Origin of the sequence: Nonomuraea sp. NPDC050790 (assembly GCF_044456745.1) — a bacterium.
GTDB lineage: Bacteria > Actinomycetota > Actinomycetes > Streptosporangiales > Streptosporangiaceae > Nonomuraea.
Genome location: NZ_JBITGF010000002.1, coordinates 154,140 through 176,908 on the forward strand (window position 1 = coordinate 154,140; position 22,769 = coordinate 176,908).

A 22,769-nucleotide genomic window follows, 5' to 3' on the forward strand; every position below is an offset into this window, starting at 1 on the left:
ATCAAGAAACTTTCCTAAAGATTCTGGCGTCGCCGCAGGTAACAGAGGGTGATCCTTCAGCTTTGCCCGCAGGTCCAACGGGCCCGCCGTCAGCCAGGCGCCCAAGGCAGGGCCAGCGGGAATAGCAGGGACCGCGGAGTGGCAGGGACCGCGGAGTGCCGCCGGGGTGGGCACTCCACGGAAGGACAGAGGTGGGGGTTAGTGCAGGGGGCGGGGGAGGCGGATGGTGATCAGGTGGCTCTTGACGCCCGAGTCGATCAGTCGTCCGTCCTCACCGAACGTGCCCAGACCGAAGTCGTTGTCGTTGGCGATCACCAGCGTCCTCGGGTCGAGCAGCGTCACGCCCTCGATCTTGCCGGGCAGCCCGGGAATGGCGGCCAGGTCGACCGCGAGCTCCTTCTTGGCCGGCTTCACCGAGGCGGGCAGCGCCGACTCCAGCGACGGCTTCGTGGCCGGGTCGTCGTGCGGGCCGCCGGCCAGGTTGGTGGCGCGGCGCAGGTCGACGGTGTAGAGGCGGGCCACGGCGTCGGTACGCTCCTGCAGCAGCAGGCGCCCAGGCGACAGCACGGTGAGTGCGGAGATCTTCATGTCGCCCTGCTCGGCCTTGGGGTCGAAGGTGGCGACGTTCTCCATGGTGTGGGCCCACTCGCCGTTCGGCCGGCCGCTGCGCAGGTCGACGCGCAGGATGCGGGCGGTGTGCGAGGCCTTGCCGGTCTTCTTGTCCGGGTTGGCCAGCGGGCTCTGCAGCGACACGTACAGCGCGTTCTCACGGCGCGAGAGCCCGACGGCCTCGAAGCCGCGGTTCTGCTGCCGGGTCGCGAGTACGGCGGGCAGCGTCTCCTTGACCGGATACTTGGCGCCCTTCAGCCCGAGGCCCTTCGGCACGTAACGGGTCAGGATGCGTCCGTCGGAGCCCGCGTGCACCAGCGACGGCGCATACTCGTCGACCAGCCAGAAGCCGCCGCGCCCGTCGGGCACGATGTCCTCGGTGTCCAGGCCGCCTGGGTCGTAGGCGAGCGCTTCCTGCCCGTCCCAGGAGTAGGGGACCTCGTCGTGGCCGGACTGGTTGGACAGGCCGGTGATCGGGGTGCCGTCGGTGTTCTTGAGCGGGATCGTCCTGGTGATCGCGGCCTTGCCGTTCCTGACGGACACGCGCACGATGGCGGGCGCGAACTCCGGCACCGGGAACGTGCGGCGCTTCTCGCCGTTGATCTTCGGCTCGCCGTTGGGGCCGCGGTCGGTGACCATCCAGTAGTCGCCGCGCCGCCCGGCCGGGTACAGGCCGCTGCCGATCCCGCCCAGCTTCACGCCGCGGTCGTCCTGGACGAGGCCCTTCTCGAAGTCGGCCAGCGCGGGCGCGGGCAGGACGACGTCCGAGGTGACCTTGGGGCGCGGCGCCGCCTGTGCGGGGGCGGCCGCGAGGGTGGTGAGGGCGGCCGCGGCGGCCAGCCCGGCGATCATAGAACGGGACACGACGCTTCCTATCGATCAAAGTGTGGCGATGGCACCCGGAAGCTAGCGATGTCCGGCGTCCAACCGCTGAAGCGCGGATGAACGGCCCCTGACGCGCGCGGGAGCAAGACAAACTTCTTCAACATTGAACCGCTTTCCCGGCTCCGCCCGTTGTGCTCGTTGAAAGGAGCAGTCTCATGGTCGAGGTCATCGGCGCGGGCATGGGGCGGACCGGCACCTACTCGCTGCGCCTGGCACTGGAAGCGCTCGGGTACCGGCCCTGCCACCACATGTCGTCTCTGGGCGAGCACGAGGAACTGATCCAGAAATGGGAGGCTGCGGTGCGAGGTGAGGCGGTCGACTGGGCGGACCTCCTGACCGGCTTCCGCGCCGCCTGCGACTGGCCGGCCTGCTCGTTCTGGCGGGAGCTGGCCGAGGCGTTCCCGAAGGCGAAGGTCGTGCTGACCGTGCGCGACCCCGCCCGCTGGTACGCCAGCGCGAACCGCACCATCTACCACTTCATGTCCCGCCAGCCGGGACTGCGCGGCCTGGTCATGCGACTGGAGGACGCCTTCTACCCGTCGCTGGCCAGACGCCGGGCGCTGGCCCAGCGGCTGATCTGGCAGGACACCTTCGGCGGCCGGTTCGGCGAGCCCGAGCACGCCATGGAGGTGTTCCGCCGTCACAACGAGGCCGTCCTGGCCGAGATCCCCGCCGACCGGCTGCTGGTCTTCGACGTGCGCGAGGGCTGGGCGCCGCTGTGCGAGTTCCTGGGTACGGCGGTGCCCGACCACCCGTTCCCGCACGTCAACCAGGCCGAGTCGTTCATCAGGACGGCCGCGTTACGCCGCCGCAGGGTGCTGACCCTGCGCAAGGTGGCCCCCGAGGAGGGATCCGCGATCAGGTGAGCGCGGCCAGGCGAGCCCGTGATCGGTGGGCGCGGTCTGATGAACGAAAGCTGGTGAGCAAGATCCGGTGAGCAAGATCCGGTGAACGAAAGCCGGTGAGCAAGATCTGGTGAGCGCGGTCAGGTGAGGAAGGCCAGTGCGTCGGGGGCGAAGCGGCGGTCGGTGAACGTGGCGCTGTGGCTCCGTCCCCGGTAGACGGTCAGGCGGGCGCCGGGGATGCCCGCCGCCGTCCGCCTGGCCAGCTCCAACGGGTAGACCACGTCCTTCTCGCCGTGGATGAGCAGGGTGGGCGCCTTGATGTCGGCCAGTCTGCCGCTGAGGTCGAAGCCGTCCTCGGCGTTGAGCATGGTGGCGGCGTCGGCGTGGTCGGCGCCGCCGTCCGACAACCAGAGCAGGCCCGACAGGAACGCGCGGGCGAGGGGAGACGGGGTGAGGAGTCCGGCCAGTGCCGGGCTGGGCCGCCTGCCCTGGCGGGCGCGTTCGATGTAGGCCCGCTGGGCGCGCCTGCCGATCGGGCCGAGCGTGCTGGCCGTACCGGCGAGGACGAGGCGTTCGACCAGGTCGGGGCGGTCGGCGGCGAGTTGCTGCGCGAGGGAGCCGCCCGTGGACAGGCCCAGCACGCGGGCGGGGCCCTCGAAGCCGCCCGCGTAGAGGGCGGCGAGGTCGGCCATGGTCGTGTCGTGCGCCAGCCCCGGCGGGCGGTTGAGCAGATGGACGGTGAAGCGCTCGGCGAACGGCCTGAGCATCCGCATCGCCGACCAGCGGGCGAGCCCGGCGGGCGTGGCCGCCTGGGGCGTGAACAGCAGCACGACCAGGGGCGGGCCCTGGCCCACGGTGAGGCGCGGCAGGTCGTCCCGCATCGTGGTTCCTCCATATGAACGATTTGGTTTTTTGTTTATAGTACGCCTACAGAAGCGGATGACCGAATGTTGATATTTCGGGCATGGGGAGCAATATGATCACCGGCAGCAACCCCACACCCCGGAGATCACATGCTGCGCAAGCCCTGGTTATCCGCCGTCATGGCGATGGCCGTCGCGATCATGAGTGCTCCCGCGGCCTCCGCACGGGCCGCCGAGGAGCCGAAGACCGTGACGGTGAAGGCGTCCGCCGACACCTACGTCAGCGAGACCAGCCCCACCGCCGACCACGCGGACTTCACCTGGATGTCGGCCTTCGACGGACCCGGCAACGAGCGCTTCGGACTGGTGCGCTTCAACGTCGCCGGCATCCCGGACGGAGCCGAGGTCAAGGCCACGCTGGAGATCCACTCCGTGCGCACCACGGACACCGAGCTGGCCGTGCGCACGACCACGTCCGCCTGGGACGAGCACGTCCTGTACACCAACCGGCCCACGCTCGGCGCCACCGTCGGCACCGCGACCGGCTTCACCGCCGGACGGCAGGCCAAGATCGACCTGTCCGGCACGGTGACCGGCGACGGGACCTACGCCTTCGCCCTGACCAGCACCGGCGGCGCCCAGGGCGTCTTCCACTCCTCGCGTGCCACCGCCACGGGCGCCGTCCCGCCGCGCCTGGTCATCACCTACACCGCCGCGGAGAAGCCGCCGGTCCCCGCCGGGCCGCTGCCGTTCGACCTCCCGGCGATCAGCACGCTGCGGGCCTCGGCGAAGAAGGTGTTCGCACACTACTTCACGCCGTACCCGATCTCGCTGGACAACAAGGCGGGCGCCGAGGACTACTACGCCCGCAACTACCTCAACCCGGCCGGAGAGGGCGGCAAGCACGCCGCGTACGGCGGGCTCCTGCGCGACCGCCCGCTGCCCAGAGCGCCCAAGACCGGCGACTGGCAGCTCGCCGACATGGAGACCGAGATCCGCCTGGCCAGGACCGCCGGGCTCGACGGCTTCACCGTGGACGTCCTGTCGTTGACCAGCCAGCACTGGACCCGGCTCAAGCTGCTCGTCCAGGCCGCCAAGAACGTCGACCCAGGCTTCAAGATCGTCCTGATGCCCGACATGAACGGCCTCAAGGGCGTCACCCCCGCCCAGCTCGCCGCCTCCATGGCCGAACTGGCCAAGAACTCCACCGTCTACCGCCTGGCCGACCAGCGTCTGGTCGTCTCGCCGTTCAAGGCCGAGAACCAGCCGGTCTCCTGGTGGAAGGAGTTCATGGACACCATGCAGGCCAAGCACGGCGTCAAGGTGGCGTTCGTGCCGGTCTTCCTGAACTTCTCCACCCACGCCAAGGCGTACGCGCCCATCAGCTACGGCTTCTCCAACTGGGGCAACCGCAGCCCGGCGCAGCAGGGAGGCATCGCCGCCAACGTCAAGCTCGCCCACGACCTGGGCAAGATCTGGATGCAGCCGGTCGCCGTCCAGGACGAGCGGCCCAACCAGGGCATCTACGACGAGGCCAACAACACCGAGAACCTCCGTGTGACGTGGGACAGATCGATCGCGGGCGGGGCCGACTGGGTGCAGCTCACCACCTGGAACGACTTCTCGGAAGGCACCCAGTTCACGCCGTCCACGCACAACGGCGGCGCGTACCTGGACCTGACGTCCTACTACCTGACCAGGTTCAAGACCGGCAAGACGCCGGCGATCGTGCGCGACACCGTCTACCTCACGCACCGCCTGCAGAAGGCGGCGCAGCGGCCCTCGGGCGGCGCGCAGACCAAGTTCATGGTCCCGAGGGGCGGCACCAGCACGCCGCGTGACACCGTCGAGGTGCTCGCCTTCCTGACCGGGTCGGCCACCGTCCAGGCGGTCATCGGGGGCGCGGCCAAGAAGGCCGACGTCGCCGCCGGGATCACCGCCACGACCTTCCCCCTGGCGTACGGCAGGCACAGCGCCTCGATCGTGCGGGCCGGGAGGACCACCGCCAAGGTCGTCTCCCCGTTCGAGGTGAAGGCCGACCTGCCCAACCAGGACCTGCAGTACGTGGCCGCCACCAGCGGCCGTCAGTCCTGACCCGGGCGTGAAGGGGGCCCGCCCCCCGGCCCCCTTCACCTTGGGTTCACCGGCGGCGCTGGGTGACCAGCGCGAGCACCGCCGCCCCCGCCATGAGCACCGCCCCGATCCCCGCGACCGTGGTGAGCCCGCCGGTGAACGCCTCCCTGGCCATCCCCAGCACCCGCTCGGACCCGTCCGACCCGGCGACGGCGGCGGCCAGGCTCTCCCGGACCCCTTCTGAGACGGGCACGCCGTCCACGCTCGGCGGCAGCCCGCCGCGGTACACGGCGGTCCCGACGCTGCCCAGGACCGCGACGCCGAGCGCGAGGCCCAGTTCGCCGCTGGTCTCGCCGAGCGCCGAGGCCGCGCCCGCCTTCTCCGGCGGCGCCGCCCCCACGATCAGGTCGGTGCTGAGCGCGCTGACAGGTCCGGAACCCACGTAGAGCAGGAAGAAGGCCGCTATCAGCAACAGCGGCGTCGCCGCGGTCACCTGCGTCATCAGCGCGTACCCCGCCGCCGTCAGCGCGAGCGAGCCGGCCAGCACACGTCCCGCCGGGATCCGCCTGGCCAGCAGCGGCGCCGCCATGGAGGTCACCACCAGGCCGATCGCCGGCGGCAGCAGCCACAGGCCCGCCCGCATGGGCGTCAGCCCGGTGACCAGTTGCAGGTACTGCGTGACGAACAGATAGACGGCCCCCATCGTGGCCAGGCTGATCAGCATGATGAGCAGGGCGCCGAGGAAGGCCCGGTTGGCGAACAGCCTCAGGTCGAGCAGGGGGTCGGCCAGCCGCCGCTGCCTGCGCACGAAGGCCGCTCCGGCCGCCAGCCCGGCAGCCAGGGCGATCAGGGGGAGGGGACGCGGGCCGTACACGGGCAGCTCCTTGATCGCGAAGGTGATCGGGAGCAGCGTCGCCAGCGACAGCAGGACGCTGGGCAGGTCCAGCCGCCCGGCGCCCGCGTCGCGGAACTCCGGCAGCAGGAACGGCCCCGCCGCCAGCAGCACCGCCATCACCGGCACGCCCAGCAGGAACACCGACCCCCACCAGAAGCTCTCCAGCATCACCCCGCCCACGACCGGCCCCAACGCGATGCCCACCGAGAACATCGTCGCCCACACCCCGATCGCCAGCCCCCGCTGCCGCGGATCGCGGAACATGTTGCTGATCAGCGACAGGGTGGACGGCATGATCGTGGCGCCCGCGACACCGAGCAGCGTCCTGGCGGCGATCAGCATTCCGGCGCTGGTGGAGTAGGCGGCCAGCACCGACGCCGCCCCGAAGGCCGCCGCGCCCGCCAGCAACAGGCGGCGGCGTCCGATGCGGTCGCCGAGCGTGCCCATCGTCACCAGGAACCCGGCGATCATGAAGCCGTAGATGTCGATGATCCACAACGTCTGGGTGCCGGACGGGGCCAGATCCGCGCTCAGGTGCGGGACCGCCAGGTGCAGCACCGTGACGTCCAGCGACAGCAACAAGGTGGGCAGGGCCAGGACGGCCAGCCCGATCCAGTCCCTGGGACCGGCTTTCACGTCAATCTCGGTTCTCATGCGGGCAGGGTGGCCCCCGGCGCTGACGGTCGGCTGAGGGCCGGCTGAGGGTAGGTTGGGAGCCATGCGTTTCGGGGTGCTCGGGCCGCTTGAGGTGCGGACGGACGGCGGCGAGCAGGTGCGGGTCCCCGAGGCGAAGGTCCGCATGCTGCTGGCCTGCCTGCTCGTCGAGCCCGGCCGGCCGGCCTCCGCCGACCGCCTGGCCGCCGACCTGTGGGGCGAGGACCTGCCCGGCGACCCCGCCAACTCGCTGCAGGGCAAGGTCTCACAGTTGCGGCGGGCCCTGGGAGTCAAGGACCTCGTGGTGTACGGCCCCGCCGGCTACCTCCTGCGGACCGGCCCCGAGTCCGTGGACAGCGGCCGCTTCACCGCCCTGCTGGCCAAGGCCAGGTCCGCCGCCGATGCCCGCGAGCGGGCCGTCCTCCTCCGGCAGGCGCTGGAGCTGTGGCGCGGGCCCGCGTTCGCCGGCTTCCGCGACGAGGCGTTCGCGCGGGGCGTCGTCGCCCGCCTCGACGAGCAGCGGCTGGTCGCGCTGGAGGAGCTGGCCGAGGCCCGCCTGCAGCTCGGCGAGCACGCGGCGCTCGCGGCCGAGCTGGCCGAGCCGGTCGCCGCCCACCCGCTGCGCGAGCGCCTGCGCGCGGCCCACATGCGGGCCCTCTACCTGGCCGGCCGCCAGGCCGAGGCGCTGGCCGCCTTCGCCGACCTGCGCGCCAGGCTGGGGGAGGAGCTCGGCCTCGACCCGGGGCCCGAGGTGCGCGCCCTCCACCAGGCCATCCTCGAACACGCCCCGCACCTGCGGCCGGGCCCCGCCCCGGTCTCCCCGTCGGAGCTGATCGGCAGGGAGGCGGAGCTGGCCGAGGTCAGGGCGAGGCTGGGCACGGCCCGCCTGGTCACGCTCACCGGCCCCGGCGGCGTCGGCAAGACCAGGCTCGCGCTGGCCGCCGCGGAAGGCCACGACGACGCGCTCGTGGTCGAACTGGCCGGACGGCACCGCCCGGGCGCCGCCGGACGACACCTCCCGGAGGCCCCGAGCCCGGCGGCCGCGAGCCCGGCGGCAGAAAGCGTGGGCGGGGTGAGTGCGGTTGAGGTCGCCGAGGCGGTCGCCACCGCGCTTGACCTGCGTGACGAGGCCCCCATCCCGCAGATTCCCGCCGCCGAGGTGCCGTCGATCACTCGGCGGCTGGTCGGCGCGCTGCGCTCGCGCGGGCCCCTGCTCGTCCTGGACAACTGCGAGCACCTCGTCGAGCCGGTCGCCGAACTGGTGGAGACGCTCCTGCGCGAGGTGCCGGACCTGCGCGTGCTGGCCACCAGCCAGGAGCCGCTGGCCCTGACCGGAGAGGTCCTGCTGGCCGTGCCGCCGCTGCCGACGCCGGAGCCGGACGCCGACCTCGCCACCCTGCGCGAGACCGCGGCGGTACGGCTGTTCCTGGCCAGGGCGGCCGCCGCCGCGCCCGGGTTCACGCTCGACGCGGGCAACGCCGCCGCCGTCGCGGCGATCTGCCGCCGCCTCGACGGCATCCCTCTCGCGCTGGAGCTGGCCGCCACGCGGGTGCGCGCGCTGGGCCCGCGCGGGCTGGCCGAGCGGCTGGACGACCGGTTCCGCCTGCTCGCCTCCGGCCGGCGCGACGCCCCCGCCCGCCAGCGCACGCTCCGCGCGATGATCGACTGGAGCTGGGAGCTGCTCGGCGAGCCGGAACGCGTGGTGCTGCGCCGCCTGGCCGTCCACGCCGGAGGGTGCACGCTGGAGGCGGCCGAGGAGGTCTGCGCGGGCGGGGAGGTGGCCGCGGAGGACGTCCTCGACCTGCTGTCGCGGCTGGTGGACCGGTCGCTGGTGGTGGCCGTGGACGGGGCGCGCTTCCGGCTGCTGGAGTCCGTCGCCGCCTACTGCCTGGAACGGCTGCGCGCCGCCGGCGAGCTCGACGAGGTACGCCGCCGCCGCGACGACCACTACGCGGACCTGGCCGAGCGGGCGGCGCCGTACCTGAAGGGCGAGGACCAGTGCTGCTGGCTCGACCGGCTGGACGAGGAGTCGGCCAACCTCAGGAACGTCCTGGACGAGGCGCTCAGCCGGGGCGCGGCCGGGCTCGCGGTGCGGCTGGTGGACGCGCTGGCCTGGTACTGGTACCTGCGGGGCCGCCACCGGGAGGCGTACCGGGCGACGGGCGCGGTGCTGGAGCTGGTCAGCGATGGCCGGGTTCTGGCCTGGCACACCGGGTTCGCGCTGCTCAACGCCGACGGCGAGCGGCGTTCCGAGCGCACCGGGCGCGCCCTCGACCTGCTCGACGGCGATCCGCCGGCGTGCGCGACGGCGGCCTGGTTCCTCGCCTTCGCCCACCTGGCCTTCGGCGACCTGTCGGCCAGCGAGAAGCTGGCCAAGATCGCCCTGGACGGCTTCACCGAGACCGGCGACGCCTGGGGTCTGGCCGCGGTGCTGGCCACCAAGGCGGGGCAGGCGACCTTCCGCGGCGACCTGGCCGCGCTGGAACGCCACGGCTCCGACAGCGCGCGCCGCTTCCGGCGGCTCGGCGAGCGCTGGGGCCAGGTCCAGATCGGCGAAACGCTGGGCTTCCTCGCCGAGGTCAACGGCGACTACGAGCTGGCCGCCGCCCTGCACGCCGAGGGCGTCAGGATCGCCGAGGAGGTCGGCCTGGTCCTGGACGTCTCCTACCGGCTGTCCGGCCTGGGCAGGATCGCCATGCTCACCGGCGACTACGAGGCGGCGGTGCGCCACCACGAGCGGGCGATGCGCATCTCGCGGGAGCGCTCGCACACGTTCGGGGAGCAGTTCGCCGAGATCGGCCTGGGCATGGTGGCCCGCCGCCAGGGCCGGCTCGACGCGGCGCACGCGCACCTGATCCGGTGGCTGGACTGGACCCGCGCGCTGGAGGCCGACTACGGCGCGGCCCTGCTCCTGGCCGAGCTCGGCTTCGTGGCCGAGCTGCGGGGCGACGCCGAGAAGGCCCGCCGCCTCCACGAGGAAGGGCTGGCCGCCGCGCGCGGCAGCGGCGATCCGCGTGCGCAGGCGCTCGCCCTGGAGGGCCTGGCCGGAGCCCGCTCGCTGGCCGGCGAGAACGCCGAGGCCGCCGAGCTGCTGGAGCGGGCGGCCCGGCTGCGCGCCGAGGCGGGCGCGCCGCTGCCCGAGGCGGAGCGCGCCGACGTCGAGCGCATCCTGGCCCGCATCCGCGGCTAACCCCCGGGGTTCCCCCGAGTGCGGGTCAGGGGTGTACCCGGATGTGGGCAGGTCGCCGGGTTCGGCAGGATGACGGGCATGAAGACGATGGTGCTTGCGGGTGGCGTCCTGGCCGCCGCGGTGTTGCTGACGGGATGCGGGCTGCAGAACATCGGCAAGCCGGCCAACCAGGAAAAGGTGGAGTACACGGTGAGCGACAAGGTGGTGAAGCTGCGCCTGGACTCCGGCTCGGGCAACACCGAGATCCGCGAGGGCTCCGGCGACACCGTCAAGGTCGTGGAGACGCTGAAGTGGAGCTCCGACAAGCCCAGGACCGAGCACAAGGTCGAGGGCGGCACGCTGGTCATGACCTACGACTGCCCCGCGGCCATGGACAACTGCAGCGTCGACTACAAGGTCGAGGTGCCCAAGGGGCTGCCGCTCGACCTTGAGACCGGCTCGGGCGACATCGCGCTCAAGGGCGTGACCGGGCCCATCGTGGCCAGTGTGGGCTCCGGCGACCTGGCGGGCACGGGCCTGCTCGGCAAGAGCGCCTCGGTGAAGACCGGCTCGGGTGACACCACGCTGAAGTACGCCGCCGCCCCCGACGCGCTCGACCTGGTCACCGGCTCGGGCAACTCGGTGATCCAGTTGCCCGGCGGCCCGTACGCGGTCCAGGCCGTGGCCGACTCGGGCGACGCCACCGTCACGGTGAAGAACGACCCGTCGGCCACGCGCAAGGTCTCGGTCAAGGCCGGCTCCGGCGACGTGAGCGTCCTGCCCGGCTAGGCCCCCGACGGCACCGGCGGGCCCTCGCTGGCCTGCACCAGCACGAAGCCCTGGCCCTGGAAGGCCAGTTGCATGGCCTCGCCGCTGCCCCGGCCGATCAGCGCGCTCGCCTTGAAGGTCCGGTTGACGCCGACGTGGAGCCCCGCGCTCCAGCAGACCGCCGACTGCCCGTCGGCGAACGTCGGCGCCTGCCCGGCGTCCAGCATGACCGGGCTGCCGTGGGCGGTCACCGCGACCCAGCCGGTCCCGGTGACCGTGGTGTTGAACAGCCCGCCCGCGGCCACGCCCGCGCCCTGCACCCGGTTGATGTCCCAGGTCAGTTGCGGCTCGAAGGCGAGCAGGTTGCGGCCGTTGACGGTCAGGCCCTCGTTCTCCAGGTAGAACAGGTGGATGTCGTCGGCGTTGTCGGCGAGGTAGAGCATGCCCTCGCCCTTCACGCGCATGAGCGGCACGCCCTCACCGGTCACGACCTTTTTGAACAGCTTGCCCACCCCGCCGGAGCCCTCGTAGTCGAAGGTCATCTGGCCCTGGAAGGCGACCATGGAGCCCTGGCGGGCCAGGACTTCCTGCGGCAGCCGTACCCTCAGCATCTTGGTGTTCTGCAGCGCGAAGGAGCCCTGCGCCTGCTGGGGGTCGAGGTTGCCGAAGAAGGAACTACGCATGTCCGGGTCAACGTGCGAAATCCGGCTTCGGTTCCCTCGACCCCCGCCTGTCAGTCCAGCCAGCCTTCCGGCAGCGGTTCCGGCAGCGGCGCGCTCGTGCGCAGGCTGCGGAACTCGCCCTGGTCGGCCGACTCCGTGATCGCGGTCATGATCTCCAGGACGTGCAGGCCGAGCGCGCCGGAGGCCCGGTGGGGCGTGCCGTCACGCAGCGATCTGGCCAGGTCCAGGACGCCCATGCCGCGGCCGACCTGGGAGCCCACGACGGGAAGCTCGCGCCAGTCCGCCTCTCTCGGCCCGCGCACGAGCAGCGGCCCGCCGAAGGTGTTGGGATCGGGCAGCGACAGCGCGCCCTCGGTGCCGAGGATCTCGATCCGCCGCCTCGGGACCGCCGAGTCGAAGCTGAACGTCGCCGACACCGACGGCCCGCCGGCCAGGTCGATCAGCGCGTGCACGTGCGTGGCCACCTCGACGGGGAAGCTCGTGCCCGCCCTGGGTCCCGCGCCAGCCACACGCGTCTCGCGCGCCCTGCGCGTGCTCCCGGCCACCCGTACGGCGGGGCCGAGCAGCGCCGCCAGCGCCGTGAGGTAGTAGGGCCCGAGGTCGAACATGGGCCCGCCGCCCCGCAGGTAGAAGAACTCGGGACTCGGATGCCACATCTCCGGTCCCATCCCCTGCACGGCCGCGGTCACGGCGACCGGCTCGCCGATGATCCCCGAGCGCAGCGCCCGCCCGGCCGACTGCAGCCCGGCGCCGAGGAAGGTGTCGGGCGCGCTGCCCACCCGCAGACCGAGCCCCGCGGCCTCGGCCAGCAGCTTCTCGCCCTCGTCCAGGCCGAGCGCGAGCGGCTTCTCCCCGTAGACATGCTTGCCCGCGCGCAGCGCCGCCAGGCCGACGGCCGCGTGCGCGGCGGGCACGGTGAGGTTGACCACGATCTCCACCTCGGGCAGCGCCAGCACCGAGGCCACGTCGCCCGAGACCGGCACCCCGTGCTCCGCGGCCACCGCCGCCGCGCGCGCGAGATCGAGGTCGGCGACGCCGATCACCTCGATCTCCGGGAAGCCGGCCAGGTTGCGCAGGTACGCGGAGCTGATCACGCCCGCGCCCACGATCGCCACGCCGGTCATCGCACCTCCAGCGCGCTGAGGTAGGCGTGGCTGCCCGCCAGCGCGTCGAAGATGTCGCCGTCGCAGGAGTCGAGCTCCACGATCCGCAGCGCGCCCGGCCTGGCCGAGAGGATCTCCGGCACCGGCAGGACGCCGGAGCCGACGGCCGTGTGCGGCTCGTCCTTCACGCCCGGCCCGTCCTTGACGTGCAGGGCCAGCACCCGGTCGCCGAGGCGGCGCAGCAGCGCGGGCACGTCGGCGCCGCCCACGTAGGCCCAGTAGGTGTCGACCTCCAGGAAGATCTCGGGGGCCAGCAGTTCGAGCGCGTGGTGGCCGTCGATCACCGGCTCGATCTCCCACCAGTGGTTGTGGTAGCCGATCCGCACGCCGTACTCGCGGCCCTGTTCCGCGAGGGCGAGCAGGCGCTCCGAGGTGCGCAGCAGGCCGTCGCGGGTGGTGAACTCCTCGTGCGGGATGCCGCCCGGGATGATCGCCAGCTCCGCGCCGAGCGTGACGATGGCCTCGAAGACCGGGCCGGTCTCCTCGCCGAGCAGTGCGTACGCGTGGGTGCTCGGGATGGCCAGGCCCAGATCGTCGCAGGTCGCGCGCATGCCCTGGGGGTCGTTCGTGGGGTCGAAGGGCTCGACCGCGCGGTATCCGATGCCGGAGATCCGGCGCAGCGTCGCGTCGCGGTCGGCGGACAGCGGGTCGCGGACGGAGTAGAGCTGGACGTTGAGGGGATTGATCATCAACTCTCCAAGGCAGGTGGCCGCTCCACCCATTCGACCACGCCGATAGCGTAGGCACGTGACCTCCCCTATCAAGCTCGACGTAGCTCCGGGCGCCGGCCTGCGCGGCGGATGCGGCTGCGCGAGCCTCGTGGTGCTGATCCTCGTGGCCATGGCGAGCATGTCGGCGCTGGGCGCGGGCATGACGACGTTCCAGACCGCGGTGACCCTGGGGTTGTTCGCCGGGCTGCCGATCCTGGGGCTGATCGGCTTGTGGATCTTCCTCAGGCAGGGCACGGCGGCCTGGCTGGAGGGGACGACGCTGGTCAGGAAGGTCGCGTACCGGACCGTGCGGGTGGACCTGACCCGGGCCACGCTCTCCTACACCGGCCACGCGCTCATCGTGCGCGACCCCGAGACGGGCTCGTTCCGGCTCGCGCTGCGCACCCCGCTGCCGGAGGATGTCGTCGACTTCCTCAAGGAGCACGCCGGCTCGCGGCGCCCGGACGTCAACCCCGAGGGGCCGGAACCGTCCGCGTGAACGTGTTGCGGTAGGCCAGCGGCGACACCCCGACCGCGGCGTGCAGGTGCTGGCGCAGCGAGACCGCCGTGCCGAACCCCGCCCGCCTGGCCACCTCGTCCACCGGCAGGTCGGTCGCCTCCAGCAGGTCCCGCGCGTGCCCGACCCGCTGCCCGGTCAGCCACTTGGCCGGGCTCAGCCCGGTCTCCTCGCGAAAGCGCCTGGTGAACGTGCGCACGCTCATCCCCGCGTGCGCGGCCAGCGTGGCCAGGTCGAGCGGCTCGCCGAGCCGGGAGAGCATCCAGGCGCGGGTGGCCGCGGTGCTGGTGCCCGCAGGGTCGGGCAGCGGCCGGTCGATGTACTGCGCCTGCCCGCCCTCGCGTGAGGGCGGCATCACGCAGCGGCGCGCGGCCCGGTTGGCCACCTCGCTGCCGAAGTCGCGCCTGATCACGTGCAGGCACAGGTCGAGTCCCGCGGCCACGCCCGCCGAGGTGAGTACGTCGCCGTCGTCGATGTAGAGCACGTCGGGGTCGAGCCTGACCTGCGGGAACAACGACGCGAACCGCGGCGCCTCCCGCCAGTGCGTGGTGGCCGGGCGACCGTCGAGCAGCCCGGCGGCGGCCAGCACGAAGGCGCCCGTGCAGATCGACATGACGCGCCGGTGACCCTGCAGCGCCTCGCGCACCCCGCCGGGCAGCGTGCCGTCGACCATCACCCGCCCGGCGTGCACGCCGGGCACGAGCACGGTGTCGGCGGTCTCGAGCACGCCGAGATCGTGGTCGGGCAGCACCGCGTACCCGGCGTCGCAGCGCACCGGCAGCCCGCCCGGCGAGCACGTCACGATCTCGTAGAGCTTCTCGCCGTCCGGCGTCTCGGCCACCCGGAACACCTGGCCGGGCACGCCGAGGTCGAGCGTGGCGAAGTGGTTGAGCACGAGGACCGCGACACGATGCACCATGGCCGGATTCTTTCACATATTGGCTCTCCGGCCACTTTCGCCGGGACGGCCGGACCGATCAGCATGAACCGGGTGAGAAGACTGCACCGTGCCTGGCTGGTGGCGGCCGTGGCGTTCGTGGCCATCCTCGGCGCCGCCGGCTTCCGCGCCACCCCCGGCGTCCTCATCGAGCCGCTCCAGCGCGAGTTCGGCTGGTCGACCGCGACGATCTCCCTCGCTGTCTCGATCAACCTCGTCCTGTACGGCCTGACCGCCCCCTTCGCCGCCGCCCTCATGGACCGCTTCGGCATGCGGCGCGTGGTCTCGTTCGCCCTGCTTCTGGTGGCGGCGGGCAGCGGCGGCACGCTGGCCATGACCGCGTCGTGGCAGCTCCTGCTGTTCTGGGGGGTCCTGGTCGGGCTGGGCACCGGCTCCATGGCGCTGGTCTTCGCCGCGACCGTCACCGACCGCTGGTTCGTACGGCACCGCGGCCTGGTCACCGGCGTGCTCACCGCGGCGGGCGCCACCGGGCAGCTCATCTTCCTGCCCGTGCTGGCCCACCTGGCCGAGGGACCGGGATGGCGGGCGGCCTCGCTGGCCGTGGCCGCGTGCGCGCTGGTCGTCGTCCCGCTGGTGTGGTGGCTGCTGCGCGACCACCCGGCCGACGTGGGCACGACCGCGCTGGGCGCCGAGCCGGGGACGGGCCGCGCCGAGCCGTCCACCGTCAACGCGGCCGTCAGGGCGCTGTCGGTCCTCAGGTCGGCCGCCCGCACCCGCCCCTTCTGGTTCCTGGCCGGCGGCTTCGCCATCTGCGGCGCCAGCACCAACGGGCTGGTCAGCACCCACTTCATCCCCGCCGCGCACGACCACGGCATGCCCCAGGCGACCGCCGCCGGCCTGCTCGCGCTGGTGGGGATCTTCGACGTCGTCGGCACCGTCGCCTCCGGCTGGCTCAGCGACCGCGTGGACTCGCGCATCCTGCTCGGCGTCTACTACGTGCTGCGCGGGCTGTCGCTGATGGTGCTGCCCGGGCTGTTCGCCGCCACCACCGAGCCGAGCATGCTCGTCTTCATCATCTTCTACGGCCTCGACTGGGTGGCCACCGTCCCGCCCACCGTCGCGCTCTGCCGCCAGATCTACGGCCCCGACGGCGGCGTGGTGTTCGGCTGGGTGTTCGGCTCGCACCAGGTCGGCGCCGCGATCGCCGCCGTGCTCGCCGGCCTCGCCCGCGACCAGCTCGGCGCCTACGACCTGGCCTGGTACGGCGCCGGCGCCCTCTGCCTGGTCGCCGCCGCGCTCTCGCTGGCCATCGGGAGGGGGTCGCGCCCGCGCGCCGATGCGTCGTCGGGCATCCTGGTCAGCGATGAACGACGAGCTTGAGCTGAGGGTCCTCCCGCTGGTGGTCAGGATCGAGCGGGCCACGCCGCCCGAGCGCACGGACGCGCTGGAGGCCGCCGCCATGGCCGTGCTGAGCGTGCTGGCCGACCCGGGGGAGTGGAGCGAGGAACTGCTGGCCTGGCAGGCCACCGGGAAGATCCGCAAGGTGGTGCGCCGGGCGCGCGGGGCGGAGTGGGCGCGGGTGCTGGCGCTGCCGGGCCGTACCGTCGAGCATCGGACGGCCGAGGTCCGCGTGCATCCGCCCGTCCCGCTCGACGGCTGGCCCAAGGACCTGTCCAGGCTGCAGGTGTCGGGCACCGACCTGGCCGACGCGCACGCCGCGCCGCCCGCCGTACCGCCGGTCCTGTGGGAGAACCCGGCGCTGGAGATGAGCGCGGGCAAGGCCATGGCGCAGGCCGGGCACGCCGTCCAGCTCGCCTGGTGGGCCAGCGGTCCCGCCGAGCGGGCCGCGTGGGCCGGTCGGGGGCTGGCCGTGTCGGTCCGCACGGCGCCCACGCGCGAGCGCTTCGACGAGCTGTCCGGCAGCGGGCTGCCGGTGGTGCGCGACGCCGGGTTCACCGAGATCGCGCCCGGCTCGTGCACGTTCGTCGCCGAAGCGCCCTGGCTGGTGGGCTCCGTCACACGCTAGAGCGGTTCCAGCACGCTGCTCTAGAGCGTGATGATGTCGGCCAGTACGCCGCCCTGCGTGGTGTGGCGGTGCGGGCCGGGGGAGTCGTAGACCACCATCAGGCGGCCGTCCGGCATCACCGCCAGGCCCTCCGGATGGTCATTGCCGATCCCGAACGGCAGCTCCGCGAGCGTCTCCAGATCCTGCGCGCCGACCACGTCCGTGTGCTTGCCCACGCGCCAGCGCACCACCCGGACCGGTCCGTCCAGGTCCATGCTCGGGCCGGTGAGCAGCAGCAGGTCGCCGTCGTAGGGGCACAGGTCCCGCACGCCCAGCCCGCCCAGGTCCAGGAAGTGCTTCTTGTACGGCGTCGCCAGCCGCAGCCTGCCCCGGTCGCCGGGGACCGGGTTCACCTCCAGCACCACCGCCCAGCCGCGCAGCACCGGCCCGCGCAGGCCCAGGAAGACCCGGCGGCCGATGACCGCGATGCCCTCGATGTCCAGGCCGTTGTCCTTGCCGGGCAGCGCCAGGAACGGGGCGAGGTGCTCGTCGTCCTCCAGGTGCCTGGCCATGTTGTCCTTGCCGGACATGATCTCGCCGGGCAGCGGGCTGTTGGTGACCGGGTCCAGCGGGAGGCGTACCAGGATGAACCGATTCTCCTCCCGCAGCACCGTTGCCAGCCGTCTCGCGGCCTTCTCCGGGTCCTTGGACTTGGCCTTGCGCCGCTTGAGGCTGTGGGAGCCGACGAGCCAGAGCTGGCCGTCGGTCCTGGCCAGGCCCTCGATGTCGGCCTCGTCGTGGCGGCCCGCGGGCAGGTCCACGTAGTCGGCCAGGTGGAAGGTGCGCTGGCCGTCGTAACGCTCGCCGTTCCAGGCGAGATGCTCGATCGTTGCGGTCTCGTCACCGGCCAGCCAAAGACCGGCGCCATCGTGGCGGACCGCGGACAGGTTGCTGTGGGTCAGGGTCTCCCGCGAGGCGGGATGGAATCGGAGCTCCACCTGGTGCACCCTGCCATGATGACACTTCCATAGCTTCTTGCACGCAATGGCTGGATTTGTCGTACGCTCCCGTCGTGCTCGATGGGGAAGGTGGGACCGTGGGTTCCCGTGTGACAACGGCGGACAAGCCTCAGAACGCCTCCCCGCCCAGGCGTTCCCGCATCGGCGACCTGCGCATGCGGGACGTCTACCGCGGGCTCGCCGTGCTCGCCGCGGTGGCGGTCGCCGCCGTCGCGGTCGTGCTCGCACTTCCCTCGCGGCCGGACGAGGTCGCGGATCGGCCGGTCGCCGCGCCATCGACCGCCCCGCCGACCTCGTCCGCCACCTTGGACGCCGCTGCCGGGCCGACCGGCGGCACCGCGCAGCCTTCGGGCGTGGCGCAACCCGCCGGTACGGCCGCGCCCGTCGTCACAGCGTCTGCCGCCGTATCCGCCACAGCGTCACCTACGGTGTCTGCCACGGCGTCCCCCAGCGTGTCCCCCAGTGCGTCCCCCACCGTGTCGGCTGCCGTGCCCGCGGTGCCCAGTGCCGCGCCGAGCGTTTCGCAGGCGGCGGCCCGGCCCACCCCCTCGCCCGGCGCGTCCCTGGCTCCCGGCTACACCGCCATGGAGGCCTTCTACGCCGACTCCCGGCTCCCGGAGGTGCCGGCCAAGCCCAAGAAGGCCACGCTGCCCAAGCCGGGCCGCCACGTGATCGCCGACAAGCGCAGCGGCGTGGCCGTACCCAGGCTGGGCAGTCCTTGGAAGCGGCACCGCGGCGCGCCGTACAGCACCAAGCAGGTGCTCCCCAAGCTGCGCGGCCGGGCCGAGCGCGGGCTGGTCGTCAGTTGCCCCGTCCCGATCGAGGCGCAGAAGGAGCCGCGCGACACCGCGCTGCTGGCCGCCCGCTGGACGCTCAACCACCACCCCAAAGGCGCCACCGTCCGCTGGATGACCTCACAGCCCGTGAAGGGCGGATGGGCGATGATCTATCAGGTCAAGTACGGCAAGCGGTCCTCGATGGCCGCGGTCGTCGTGCTGGACGGGGGAATGGCCAAGCCTGGACTGGTGTTCGCTTCGATACCGGACACGCAACGTAAGCGTTGGCGTGACATCTACCGCGTCGTCTCAGGTGCCCGTGTTCTAGGGTAGAGATCATGGATGCGGCGATTTGGGGGAGTGACGCCGTGGAACGCTCTGGGCCGCCACAGGATCAGGACAAGAACAAGCAGAAGCCCTGGCGCGCCGAGGGCCTCCCGGGCGGCTCGGGCAGTGGACGTCCCAAGATCAACTGGTGGCGCTTCGTCGTGACGTTGCTCGTGGTGTACGCGGGCTTCTTCCTGGTGTCGTCGTTCTTCGACAGCGAGCCGGTGGAGACGATCTCCTACACCGAGTTCACCAAGCAGGTGACCTCGAACAACGTCAAGGACATCTCGGCCGAGGGCACGTCGGTCCAGGGAACGCTGAAGGCGGCGGCGACCGACCCCGACGACAAGAAGTCGTACACGAAGTTCGAGACCGAGATCCCGGTGTTCGCCAACACCGACCAACTCGACGCCCAGCTCAAGTCCGCCAACGTGAACATCACGTCGACGCCGGTCGGCGGGCGCGGGCTCTTCGTGAACCTGCTGCTGTCGTTGCTGCCCGTGCTGCTGCTCGCGGCCCTGTGGATCTGGGTGATGCGCCGCGGCGCCAGCATGATGGGTGGCGGCGGGCTGGGCGGGCTCGGCAAGTCGAAGGCGGCCAAGCCGATCGAGAGCTCCAAGATCCGGGTCACCTTCGACGACGTGGCAGGGATCGACGAGGTCGAGAACGAGCTGGTCGAGATCGTCGACTACCTGAAGGATCCGGGCAAGTACCGCAGGCTCGGCGCCAAGCTGCCCAAGGGCGTGCTGCTCGCCGGCCCGCCCGGAACCGGAAAGACGCTCCTGGCCCGCGCCGTCGCCGGTGAGGCCAACGTGCCGTTCTTCTCCGCCAGCGCCTCCGAGTTCATCGAGATGATCGTCGGCGTGGGCGCCTCCCGGGTGCGCGACCTGTTCGAGGAGGCGCGCAAGGTCGCCCCGGCGATCGTGTTCATCGACGAGATCGACGCCATCGGCCGCGCCCGCGGCGGCGCCTCCGGCCTCGGCGGGCACGACGAGCGCGAGCAGACGCTCAACCAGATCCTCACCGAGATGGACGGCTTCTCCGGCGCCGAGGGCGTCATCGTCATCGGCGCCACCAACCGGCCCGAGGTCCTCGACCCCGCCCTGCTGCGTCCCGGCCGCTTCGACCGGACCGTCCAGGTCGGGCTGCCCGACGCGGCCGGCCGCAGCGCCATCCTGAAGGTGCACACCCGCGGCGTGCCGCTGGCCGCCGAGGTCAGCCTCGACCAGCTCGCCAAGACCACGCCCGGCATGACCGGCGCCGACCTGGCCAACCTCGTCAACGAGGCGGCGCTGCTCGCGGCCAAGCGCGGCAAGGAGAAGGTCGGCACCGCCGACTTCGCCGACGCGCTGGAGAAGCTGCAGCTCGGCGCGGCCCGCAGCATCGTCATGCCGGAGGAGGAGCGGGTCAGGACCGCCTACCACGAGGCCGGGCACGCGCTGCTCGGCATGCTCCAGCCCGGTGCGGACCCGGTCAGGAAGATCTCGATCATCCCGCGCGGGCGGGCGCTCGGCGTCACCCTGTCCACGCCCGACACCGACCGTTACGCCTACGACGAGAAGTACCTGCGCGGCCGCATCGCCGGCGCCCTGGGCGGTATGGCCGCCGAGCAGGTCGTGTACGACATCATCACCACCGGCGCCGAGAACGACCTGGAGCAGGTCACGATGATCGCGCGGGGCATGGTGGGCAGGTGGGGCATGTCCGCCAAGGTCGGCCCGCTCACCATCCTGCCCAACGACGGCCAGCAGCCCCAGGCCTCTCCCGCCACCCTCGCCACCGTGGACGAGGAGGCCCGCCGGATCGTGGACGAGTGCTACGAGGTGGCGGTCCGCATCCTGTCGCAGAACCGCGACAAGCTGGACGGGATCGTGGCGGCGTTGCTGGAGCACGAGACGCTGGACGAGGCGGGCGCCTACGCGGCGGCCGGGGTCACGCGGCCGGTGAACACGCCGATCGAGGGGCCGCGCGCCAACGGCGAACTGCCTCGGGGAGCGGACGCGCCGTCCGGGCCCGCGCCGCTGCCGCAGCCGTCGGTGGACGGGTCGCCGATGCCGGAGACCGCCTCTTCCGACGTGTCCACCTCGAACGGCACCGCTCCCGAGGGAACCGCCGACGCCCCCGACCACAACCCCAAGCCCTAACCACCCGAACCACCCGAACCACCCGGGATCCCGGGACTCCTGGGTTCCCCGGACTCCTGGGCTCCAGGCGGTTCCGCAGCTTCTGGGCCCCCGGGTTCCGGGGCTCTCTGGGCTACCTGGGCTCCGGGCTTCCCGGGGCTACCTGGGCCTGGTTCTGGGGCTGCCTGGGTTTCGGGGGTCACATGCGCCCCTGGGACCGGGGCTCCTGGGTTCCCTTGCGGTTCCGAAGGCGCTTGAACTGCCGAGCCTGGATTCTGGATCGGCCCTGCTCAGCGCGCCAAAGTGGTCTATGTCGCCGTCCCCGGTGGTCCCTGGTCGTCTCGTGGGGTTGCGTGCGCGGGCCGTACCGCGTGGGGGTGGTTTTGAGGGCTCGGGTACGGCATGGCCTGGTTCTGGCCGGGGTTTTTGGGCTGGCCGTACCTGATGTAAGGGGTGTTGGTCGACAGTTAGGTCAATTCGGGAAATAGCTCGATAAAGCGCAGGGTAGGTCCCCCCGAGACAAACGATCGGGGGGACTTGTCGTGTCACTCAATGACGAGCTAATCGCACAACTGGGCGACTCCGGACTGCAGCAGATCGCCGGCCTGCTCGGCACCGACACGGCCACGGCGCGCAGCGTCGTCGAGGCCGCGACGGGCACCATCGCGGGCGGCATGGCCCGCAACGCCGAGAACATGGACGGCGCGCAGTCGTTGCGCAGCGCGCTGGACCAGCATGTGGACGCCGACCCCTTCAGCGGTGACGTCGCCAGCCTGTCGAGGGACGGGGAGGGCATCCTGGGCCACGTACTCGGCTCGCAGGGGACCGAGCAGGCGGCGCAGGGGCTGGCCCAGTTCGCCGGGATCAACTCCGGCACCATCATGAAGCTGCTGCCGCTCATCGCACCCATGATCATGTCGCTGCTGGCCAACCGGGCCTCCCAGCGGAACATGGACGCCGGAGCCGTGGCGAACGACCTCAACCAGGAGCAGGCCGGCATGCAGACCGGCGGCCTCGGCGACCTCCTGGGCGGGCTGCTCGGCGCCATCTTCGGCGGCGAGGAGCAGCAGGGCCAGCCGCAGCAACCGCCTCAGCGCCAGCAGCAACAGCAGCAACAGCAGCCGACCTCGGCCGCTCCTGGCACGTCGAACCCCGACTGGTGACCGGTAAGCTGGGGCGATGATCGTCCTCGCCTCAGCGTCACCCGCCCGTCTGGCCCTTCTGCGCAACGCCGGGCTCGATCCCAAGGTGATCGTCAGCGGCGTCGACGAGGACGCCTTCACCGCGCACACGCCCGCCGCGCTGAGCCTCGTGCTGGCGCGGGAGAAGGCGCGCGCGGTGGCGTCCGGGCTGGACGAGGGGCTGGTCATCGGTTGCGACTCGATCCTTGAGCTGGACGGCCGGCCGTACGGCAAGCCGGGCACGCCCGAGGAGACCGCCGCCCGCTGGCGGATGATGCGCGGCCGCACGGCCAGGCTGGTGACCGGCCACTGCGTCATCGACGTGGCGGCCGGGCGAGAGGTGGCCGAGACGGCGACCACGGTCGTCCGCTTCGGTGAGCCCACCGAGGCCGAATTGGCGGCGTACATCGAGTCGGGGGAGCCGCTGCAGCTCGCGGGCGGTTTCAGCATCGAGGGGCGCGGCGGGTGGTTCGTGGAGGGCATCGACGGCGACCACGGCAACGTCCTGGGCATCTCGCTGCCGCTGACGCGGTCGCTGTTCGCGGAACTGGGCCATTCCGTGACGTCCTACTGGCGATAGCCGCCGGGGGCTCCGGCCGACGAGGG

19 protein-coding genes are annotated in these 22,769 nt (G+C 72.3%); 11 read left to right on the plus strand and 8 right to left on the minus strand.

Annotated features, from left to right (window positions below):
- Window positions 1-198: 198 nt before the first annotated feature.
- A complete protein-coding gene (locus ACIBEJ_RS09235) occupies window positions 199-1,473 on the minus strand; it encodes an esterase-like activity of phytase family protein (RefSeq protein WP_397182137.1) in 1,275 nt (424 codons plus the stop codon).
- A 176-nt stretch (window positions 1,474-1,649) separates the two neighbouring features.
- On the opposite strand from ACIBEJ_RS09235, the gene ACIBEJ_RS09240 reads away from it, so the two are divergent.
- Window positions 1,650-2,360 (plus strand): sulfotransferase family protein, encoded by a 711-nt coding sequence (locus tag ACIBEJ_RS09240; protein WP_397182138.1) that lies wholly within the window; start codon window positions 1,650-1,652, stop codon window positions 2,358-2,360.
- A 119-nt stretch (window positions 2,361-2,479) separates the two neighbouring features.
- On the opposite strand, the gene ACIBEJ_RS09245 is transcribed toward ACIBEJ_RS09240, so the two are convergent.
- Window positions 2,480-3,220 carry an alpha/beta fold hydrolase gene (locus tag ACIBEJ_RS09245; protein WP_397182139.1) on the minus strand — a complete coding sequence of 247 codons (741 nt, stop codon included), beginning with the start codon at window positions 3,218-3,220 and terminating at the stop codon, window positions 2,480-2,482.
- 132 nt (window positions 3,221-3,352) lie between these two features.
- Between ACIBEJ_RS09245 and ACIBEJ_RS09250 the strand changes: the two genes are divergently transcribed.
- Window positions 3,353-5,296, plus strand: coding sequence for an endo-1,3-alpha-glucanase family glycosylhydrolase (locus ACIBEJ_RS09250; RefSeq protein ID WP_397182140.1), 1,944 nt, complete (start codon window positions 3,353-3,355; stop codon window positions 5,294-5,296).
- Between the two features lie 46 nt (window positions 5,297-5,342).
- Here ACIBEJ_RS09250 and ACIBEJ_RS09255 read toward each other — a convergent pair whose 3' ends face one another.
- A complete protein-coding gene (locus ACIBEJ_RS09255) occupies window positions 5,343-6,824 on the minus strand; it encodes an MFS transporter (RefSeq protein ID WP_397182141.1) in 1,482 nt (493 codons plus the stop codon).
- A gap of 64 nt (window positions 6,825-6,888) precedes the next feature.
- On the opposite strand from ACIBEJ_RS09255, the gene ACIBEJ_RS09260 reads away from it, so the two are divergent.
- Together ACIBEJ_RS09260 and ACIBEJ_RS09265 are read left to right on the plus strand one after the other, a co-directional pair.
- Window positions 6,889-10,014, plus strand: coding sequence for a BTAD domain-containing putative transcriptional regulator (locus ACIBEJ_RS09260; RefSeq protein ID WP_397182142.1), 3,126 nt, complete (start codon window positions 6,889-6,891; stop codon window positions 10,012-10,014).
- A 78-nt stretch (window positions 10,015-10,092) separates the two neighbouring features.
- On the plus strand, window positions 10,093-10,782 hold the full coding sequence (locus tag ACIBEJ_RS09265) for a DUF4097 family beta strand repeat-containing protein (protein WP_397182143.1): 690 nt from the start codon (window positions 10,093-10,095) through the stop codon (window positions 10,780-10,782).
- Here the strand turns inward: ACIBEJ_RS09265 and ACIBEJ_RS09270 are convergent.
- Genes ACIBEJ_RS09270 through ACIBEJ_RS09280 form a run of 3 tightly spaced genes read right to left on the minus strand, consistent with a single transcriptional unit; the run spans window position 10,779 to window position 13,296 of the window.
- Window positions 10,779-11,444, minus strand: coding sequence for an AIM24 family protein (locus ACIBEJ_RS09270; RefSeq protein WP_397182144.1), 666 nt, complete (start codon window positions 11,442-11,444; stop codon window positions 10,779-10,781). The two genes, ACIBEJ_RS09265 and ACIBEJ_RS09270, sit on opposite strands and share 4 nt — an antisense overlap.
- A 50-nt stretch (window positions 11,445-11,494) precedes the next feature.
- A complete protein-coding gene (locus ACIBEJ_RS09275; RefSeq protein WP_397182145.1) occupies window positions 11,495-12,568 on the minus strand; it encodes a Gfo/Idh/MocA family protein in 1,074 nt (357 codons plus the stop codon).
- Window positions 12,565-13,296, minus strand: coding sequence for a sugar phosphate isomerase/epimerase family protein (locus tag ACIBEJ_RS09280; protein WP_397182146.1), 732 nt, complete (start codon window positions 13,294-13,296; stop codon window positions 12,565-12,567). The genes ACIBEJ_RS09275 and ACIBEJ_RS09280 overlap by 4 nt, the downstream gene beginning before the upstream one ends.
- Window positions 13,297-13,354: 58 nt before the next feature.
- Between ACIBEJ_RS09280 and ACIBEJ_RS09285 the strand changes: the two genes are divergently transcribed.
- Complete coding sequence (locus ACIBEJ_RS09285; RefSeq protein WP_397182147.1) at window positions 13,355-13,816, plus strand: hypothetical protein; 462 nt, start codon at window positions 13,355-13,357, stop codon at window positions 13,814-13,816.
- Here ACIBEJ_RS09285 and ACIBEJ_RS09290 read toward each other — a convergent pair.
- Window positions 13,785-14,753: a GlxA family transcriptional regulator gene (locus ACIBEJ_RS09290; RefSeq protein ID WP_397182148.1), complete on the minus strand. Its 969-nt coding sequence runs from the start codon at window positions 14,751-14,753 to the stop codon at window positions 13,785-13,787. The genes ACIBEJ_RS09285 and ACIBEJ_RS09290 overlap by 32 nt on opposite strands.
- 63 nt (window positions 14,754-14,816) lie before the next feature.
- Between ACIBEJ_RS09290 and ACIBEJ_RS09295 the strand changes: the two genes are divergently transcribed.
- Window positions 14,817-16,112, plus strand: coding sequence for an MFS transporter (locus ACIBEJ_RS09295; RefSeq protein ID WP_397182149.1), 1,296 nt, complete (start codon window positions 14,817-14,819; stop codon window positions 16,110-16,112).
- Window positions 16,096-16,758 (plus strand): aminoacyl-tRNA hydrolase, encoded by a 663-nt coding sequence (locus ACIBEJ_RS09300; RefSeq protein WP_397182150.1) that lies wholly within the window; start codon window positions 16,096-16,098, stop codon window positions 16,756-16,758. Before ACIBEJ_RS09295 ends, ACIBEJ_RS09300 begins: the two co-directional genes overlap by 17 nt.
- A gap of 20 nt (window positions 16,759-16,778) precedes the next feature.
- Here the strand turns inward: ACIBEJ_RS09300 and ACIBEJ_RS09305 are convergent, their stop codons facing one another.
- Window positions 16,779-17,735 carry a DUF3616 domain-containing protein gene (locus ACIBEJ_RS09305; RefSeq protein ID WP_397182151.1) on the minus strand — a complete coding sequence of 319 codons (957 nt, stop codon included), beginning with the start codon at window positions 17,733-17,735 and terminating at the stop codon, window positions 16,779-16,781.
- A 98-nt stretch (window positions 17,736-17,833) separates the two neighbouring features.
- Between ACIBEJ_RS09305 and ACIBEJ_RS09310 the strand changes: the two genes are divergently transcribed.
- From ACIBEJ_RS09310 to ACIBEJ_RS09325, 4 genes are all read left to right on the plus strand, one after another.
- Window positions 17,834-18,865, plus strand: a complete 1,032-nt coding sequence (locus ACIBEJ_RS09310; protein WP_397182152.1) for a hypothetical protein — start codon at window positions 17,834-17,836, stop codon at window positions 18,863-18,865.
- Between the two features lie 5 nt (window positions 18,866-18,870).
- Complete coding sequence (ftsH, locus tag ACIBEJ_RS09315) at window positions 18,871-21,003, plus strand: ATP-dependent zinc metalloprotease FtsH (RefSeq protein WP_397182153.1); 2,133 nt, start codon at window positions 18,871-18,873, stop codon at window positions 21,001-21,003.
- Window positions 21,004-21,524: 521 nt separating this feature from the next.
- A complete protein-coding gene (locus ACIBEJ_RS09320; protein WP_397182154.1) occupies window positions 21,525-22,145 on the plus strand; it encodes a DUF937 domain-containing protein in 621 nt (206 codons plus the stop codon).
- A gap of 16 nt (window positions 22,146-22,161) precedes the next feature.
- Window positions 22,162-22,743 (plus strand): Maf family protein, encoded by a 582-nt coding sequence (locus tag ACIBEJ_RS09325; RefSeq protein WP_397182155.1) that lies wholly within the window; start codon window positions 22,162-22,164, stop codon window positions 22,741-22,743.
- The last annotated feature ends 26 nt before the right edge of the window (window positions 22,744-22,769 follow it).